Here is a 4,830-nt window from a genome sequence, read left to right on the forward strand (position 1 = left end):
CGGCGGATGGAACGCTGGTGATTCAGGCCGGGCCGCATGCGCGGGTTACCGCGAGCCAAGTGGTGATTGATGCCGGGACAAGCCTGACGCTGAGTGCTGGCGGTCATCACATCGTCATCAATTCGGGTGGGATCTTCAGCAGCGTCGCTATCGTCGAGGGCGGCGCGCCAGTGGTTGGAGTGACGGCGTTATCTGCTATCCCATCAGCCGAGATCGCCCTTCAAGCCCCCGTATTAATTCAAACGCAGCGTCTGACCCTGATGGCCAAGAGGCCGATCTGCGCTGTTTGCGAAGCCGCCAAACAGCAGCGTGGAGAAGCCGATGCTTGAATTACCGTCCTTACCCGATGACTTGCCATGGTCCGTGCAGGCCTATTTGCTGCTGGATGGTGTAAGTGTCCCCAACCTGCCGCAATGCCTGCGCCGCTGGGACAATCCGGCTTACTGCCTCTACCAAGGCACACGCTGGCAGGAGCTGGCGGATATTTCGCCGTACCTGATCACTCTCAAAGGCGCAGACGATCCGCTGCTCACGTGCTTTCAGGAAAACGCCACGCAGGAATGGGGCTTCTTGCTGTTCAGCAAGGCCGATGCGCCAACGCTCTGCAAACACTGGCGTCGCCTGCTCACCGTCAAGCACCCGAGTTCGATTGAGGTCATGCTGCGCATCGCCGATCCAGCCGTCATGCATCCATTGCTGAACCTTGCGCAGCAAGCCAATAGCGCGCGCTGGTTCGGCCCGGTTCAGCACCTGTGCCTGCCCGATGGGCTACACGCCGTCTGGCAACAACATCAACGTGCGGACGCTGCTGCGCCCGACACCACCGATATCTATCAGTTGACCGAACAGGAACTCACCGCTCTGGGAGAGCCGCAGTTTCATCAGTCGGTGCTCAGCCTCAACAATCACTTGCAGCGATATTTCCCCGGATTCATGGCGGCCTGTTCAGCCTGGGAACGCCTTCGATTTGCCGAGAAAACAGCACAGCAGGCCTATCAACAAGGCTTCACCTCGGAACAGGAAATCACCCTCTACGCCAACGTTTTCGGCTATCTGGGCGAACAACCACTGAGCGCCCACCCGGACATTGCACAACTGCTGACAGCGTCCTCCCAACAATCTCCCTTGAGCCGCGTGCGACGCGCCGCCCAATTGGCGCATGAGCGCACCACCCATTCACCGAGCGACTTGCCATGACAGCCGACGCCAATATTGCCGCCATGGCCAAGAGCGCCCAGGACACCCGTTCCCCTCTGGGAATGTGTCACTTGATGAGCGAAAAAGTGCAACTGTTACCGCTGCGCTATGGCCTGGTCGAACAGCTTGATCCTTCTTCTGAACTGAGCATGCCGCTGAGCCTGAGCAGCCAACCGCTGGGCATTCGGCTGTTGCGTGACGGCTACCTGTACATCATCGATAACGGCACCGGTTACTTGCACGAATACCGCATTGAGCAAGGCCAGATCAGCAAACTGGTCTGGAAAGGCCAGGAAGTGGCCAGCGACACGCGCACAGCATCGGTCGGTGAGCCGCAACTGATCTTCACCCGGCAGCACACGCTGTTCGCTGGCTATTCGGAAATCCAGTGGACGGCCTACAAATGTTCGCAAGTACTCAAGGACGCCACAGAGCGTGAACGTCTGATGCAACGCATCGAACCGGCGAGTGCTTGTCCGGACAAGGGCGGTGCGCACTTGTTGAGCCAACGGCAGGCGAATACCTGGCTGGCCGAGGTCGCCGAAAAATCCGCGCCAGTCGATCTGCCCGAAGGCGCCAACCCGCAAGAGCGCCAGTCTTACGCCTGGGAAGACACGTCACTGTTCAAGAACACGTCGATTGAAACCCTCACCAGCCAAGTGCTGGGGGCCTATCAGAACGATTACCTGTTTCTGGTCTTGCGCGACGACTTCGGCGTGATGCGCGATCTGGCCAGCGCCCAACTGAATGTCGCGCACTGGCTCGATCAATGGAGCCGCGATGATGCCGCCCAGCGCCAGTACCTGACCGGCGCCTACATTCAGTCGTTGTACGAAGTGACCCCGGCACGCCTTGATGCACTGGCCAACACCGAACCCGCCGTCAAAGCCCTGAAGGACGAGACCAGCGCCGAGCAACAAGCGGCCGTTGACGACTACTTGCGGGCGAAACGTGACAACGCCGGGTCGCCAATCTTTGGTGACGAGGCTCATTGGCGAAGAGCGGCGATCAGCGACCCTTACGCCCGCGCCGCCGTCAATGTGCAGGACGCACTGGGCGAGGTGCTCTGGCAAAAACACCAAGGCACTGTCACGGCACTTCACTTGCAAACCTGGGAGGCGCTGCACGGAAAGGAGATCGGCCAACGCGGCATCGATCACCTGATCAACCGCAGCGACATGCAGGCGTTCGTCAGCCGGCAGCAGACGCTGCTGAGCCATTGGCACAAGCGCTTGCAGGCCATTCGTGAAGATCGCTTGAACATGATCGTTTCACCGGGCGGCCTGGTATTACGACTTGCGCAACGATGAGCAGATCCGCCATCGGCTGGAAACCGAATTCCTCTGCGTGGCCGCCCTGTGCTGGAACCGCGAGGCCACGGAAAAACTGGCCACCTACCTGGAAAGCAACCTGCTCACCGTCGTACCGGGGCTCGAGACCCTGACCCTGGCCGATCAGATGGACATGAGCAAAAAACTCATGGACCTGAGCAGCTTCTCGATCAAGGTCGCGGCGGCGCAGGAAAGCCTTGATGCGGTGGACGTGCTGACCAATCAGTTCAGAAGCTTGATGAATGAGCGGTTGCCGAACTTTGCGGATTTGAATACGCGGTTTAGTGGGCTGCAGAGTTTGTTGGATGGGGCGTACATGCCAGCGCATCAGTTGATCGCAGCGGATCAGTTGGATCGAGCGCATACAGAATTCAAACGCCAACAACCAATCGATCCCAACAGCTTCATCCGTGGCCTCGGCGTCTCAACTCGCCTGCAACTGCTGCGCGAGTTTTCCCGAAGTGGCCTGACCCTGCGGGCCGCGTCGGCGTCCGAATTCCAGGCCTTCAACAAAGCCCGCGATACCGCGCTCGACCTGCGCCGCCAACTCAAGGACAGCTACAAATTGCGCCACCGCGAGTTGTCGCGGCAGATCCACGGCCTGGCCCCATCCGGTAGCGAGCAGGTGCATAACCAGCGCATCAATCAGCTCAGGGCTGCGTTGCTACCGCTGGAGGATAATCTGAGCCGCGCCCTGACCGTCGGCTCAAGCGGGCCGGGGCAAATCGGCACGGTGATCGATGGCATGGCCCCGGCGTTGCGAGAGGAGATGCATAGAACCGTGCGTGATTTCCGCGCGACGGGGACGTTTGGCAAACCTATTGTCAGTGCGCTGAAATCCAAGGGTGATGGGATTGCGTTGTTGCTGTTTGTTTATCAGGGGCAGAAGTTTTTGGAAGCGTTGAGCTCGATTCTGAAAAAGGATGATCGTTCGTTGGCTGATAAGGCGGCTTTCGCTGAGTCCTTGATTGGAATGGCGGCGGCAGGTTTTGCTGCGGTACAAGGGCTGTCGGTGACAATCCTTCAGGCGCATATCGAGCAAATGGACAGTGCCGCCGGCAAACTGAACACCATGAGCCGGTTAGGGCGTTGGAGCGGCATTACAGGTTTCGGCGCGTTTACATCTGGGGCTTTTGCTGCCGCAATCGATTTAGGTAAGCACTCTCAGCAATGGGGTAAAGCGCTGTCCGAAGGCAACCACCAAATCCTGGCCGCCACGACCATACAAATCGCCGGCGACGCTACTCTCGTAGGCACCAACACCTGGGGCGCCAAACACACGACGTCGATCATCAGTCAGGTTCTGAAAAAACCCGCCGAATTGCGAGCTATTGCCTGGGCCGAAGCCAGTCCCCGGCTGCTGGGCATCGCTGCGCAAGCCAATCTCATAGGCTTGATCGGCACAGCCCTGCAACTGCTGGGCGAAGGCTTCTACAACTACTTCAATCTGGACGCCTTGCAAAAGTGGCTGCAGGCCAGCGCTTGGGGCACCGCCAACCAGCAGCGCAGCCTGTCAGAGGACTGGAGTGCATTGGCTACCGTGGTGCAAAAACCGACCTGCGAGCTGATCCGCGAGAGTAAGCGCACCTATTTGCAACTCAGATTACCCGGCGTCCGCACACGGGAAATGGACAGCCGCCGACTGCAACTGCTGGCCTATCAGCAAACTCGCGCGGTACCGTTCCCCGGCCCCTACAACAGCCAGTTGCCACCCCGGCGCTGGCAGGAGTGCAGCGCCGCATGGGCCGCGGTGGCCGTAGTCGTCAGCCAGGAAGACGAGGCTCTGACCTTGCACCTGCCGATCCCCGATGTCCTGCAAACATCCGATTTCGCCCTGGCCCTGAACATTGGTTACCAATTGGAAGCCGAGCGCGATTTGATCCATCGCACCTGTTTTGTCCTGCGCGATCTGCGCATTTCCACGGAACGTGGTGTACGGTTGCCGGTCCAAGGCCGATTTACACTCGACCCTGTGGAAGCTTTGCCCACTGGATTGAGCAAGGCCCCGTACTGGTTGTTCACCCGCGACGAAATGGCGACTGTCGATGTTTAGCAAACTGTTCAAGCGCAAAAAAAAGCCTGAAGCCAAAGACTCGGCACCGGACATTCGAAGCCAGCGGCCTAGTGCCGGTGAACTGCGGGTCAGGGGCTTGAACGAAACGCTGTTTCTGGCGCCCGGCGTTTTTCAAGGTTGTTGTCGCGTCGCCGTCTAACTATGCCGCTCTTTTCTCGGTCTGCTGCTGCCGATCCGGGTTCAACATCACAGTGCCCATCGGCTCCCAGTTTCTTGTCTGGCCAGACC

Annotated in this window: 3 protein-coding genes and 1 pseudogene; all 4 read left to right on the forward strand. The window is 59.2% G+C overall.

Annotated elements, in window-relative coordinates; genetic code table 11:
- Positions 1 to 329: pseudogene (locus AACY18_RS27680) on the forward strand (type VI secretion system tip protein VgrG); the annotation flags it as partial.
- Positions 322 to 1,197 (forward strand): DUF4123 domain-containing protein, encoded by an 876-nt coding sequence (locus AACY18_RS27685; protein ID WP_339466819.1) that lies wholly within the window; start codon positions 322 to 324, stop codon positions 1,195 to 1,197. The pseudogene AACY18_RS27680 and the gene AACY18_RS27685, both read left to right, overlap by 8 nt.
- Positions 1,194 to 2,507: a toxin VasX gene (locus AACY18_RS27690; RefSeq protein WP_339466820.1), complete on the forward strand. Its 1,314-nt coding sequence runs from the start codon at positions 1,194 to 1,196 to the stop codon at positions 2,505 to 2,507. The genes AACY18_RS27685 and AACY18_RS27690 overlap by 4 nt, the downstream gene beginning before the upstream one ends.
- Positions 2,494 to 4,581 carry a hypothetical protein gene (locus AACY18_RS27695; protein ID WP_339466822.1) on the forward strand — a complete coding sequence of 696 codons (2,088 nt, stop codon included), beginning with the start codon at positions 2,494 to 2,496 and terminating at the stop codon, positions 4,579 to 4,581. Before AACY18_RS27690 ends, AACY18_RS27695 begins: the two co-directional genes overlap by 14 nt.
- The last annotated feature ends 249 nt before the right edge of the window (positions 4,582 to 4,830 follow it).

The sequence above is a fragment of the Pseudomonas sp. EA_65y_Pfl2_P74 genome (assembly GCF_963970575.1).
Classification (GTDB): Bacteria; Pseudomonadota; Gammaproteobacteria; order Pseudomonadales; family Pseudomonadaceae; genus Aquipseudomonas; species Aquipseudomonas baetica_A.

Coding starts and splice junctions, on each gene's coding strand:
- AACY18_RS27685 (WP_339466819.1), top strand. CDS start 322: ATGCTTGAATTACCGTCCTTACCCGATGACTTGCCATGGTCCGTGCAG.
- AACY18_RS27690 (WP_339466820.1), top strand. CDS start 1,194: ATGACAGCCGACGCCAATATTGCCGCCATGGCCAAGAGCGCCCAGGAC.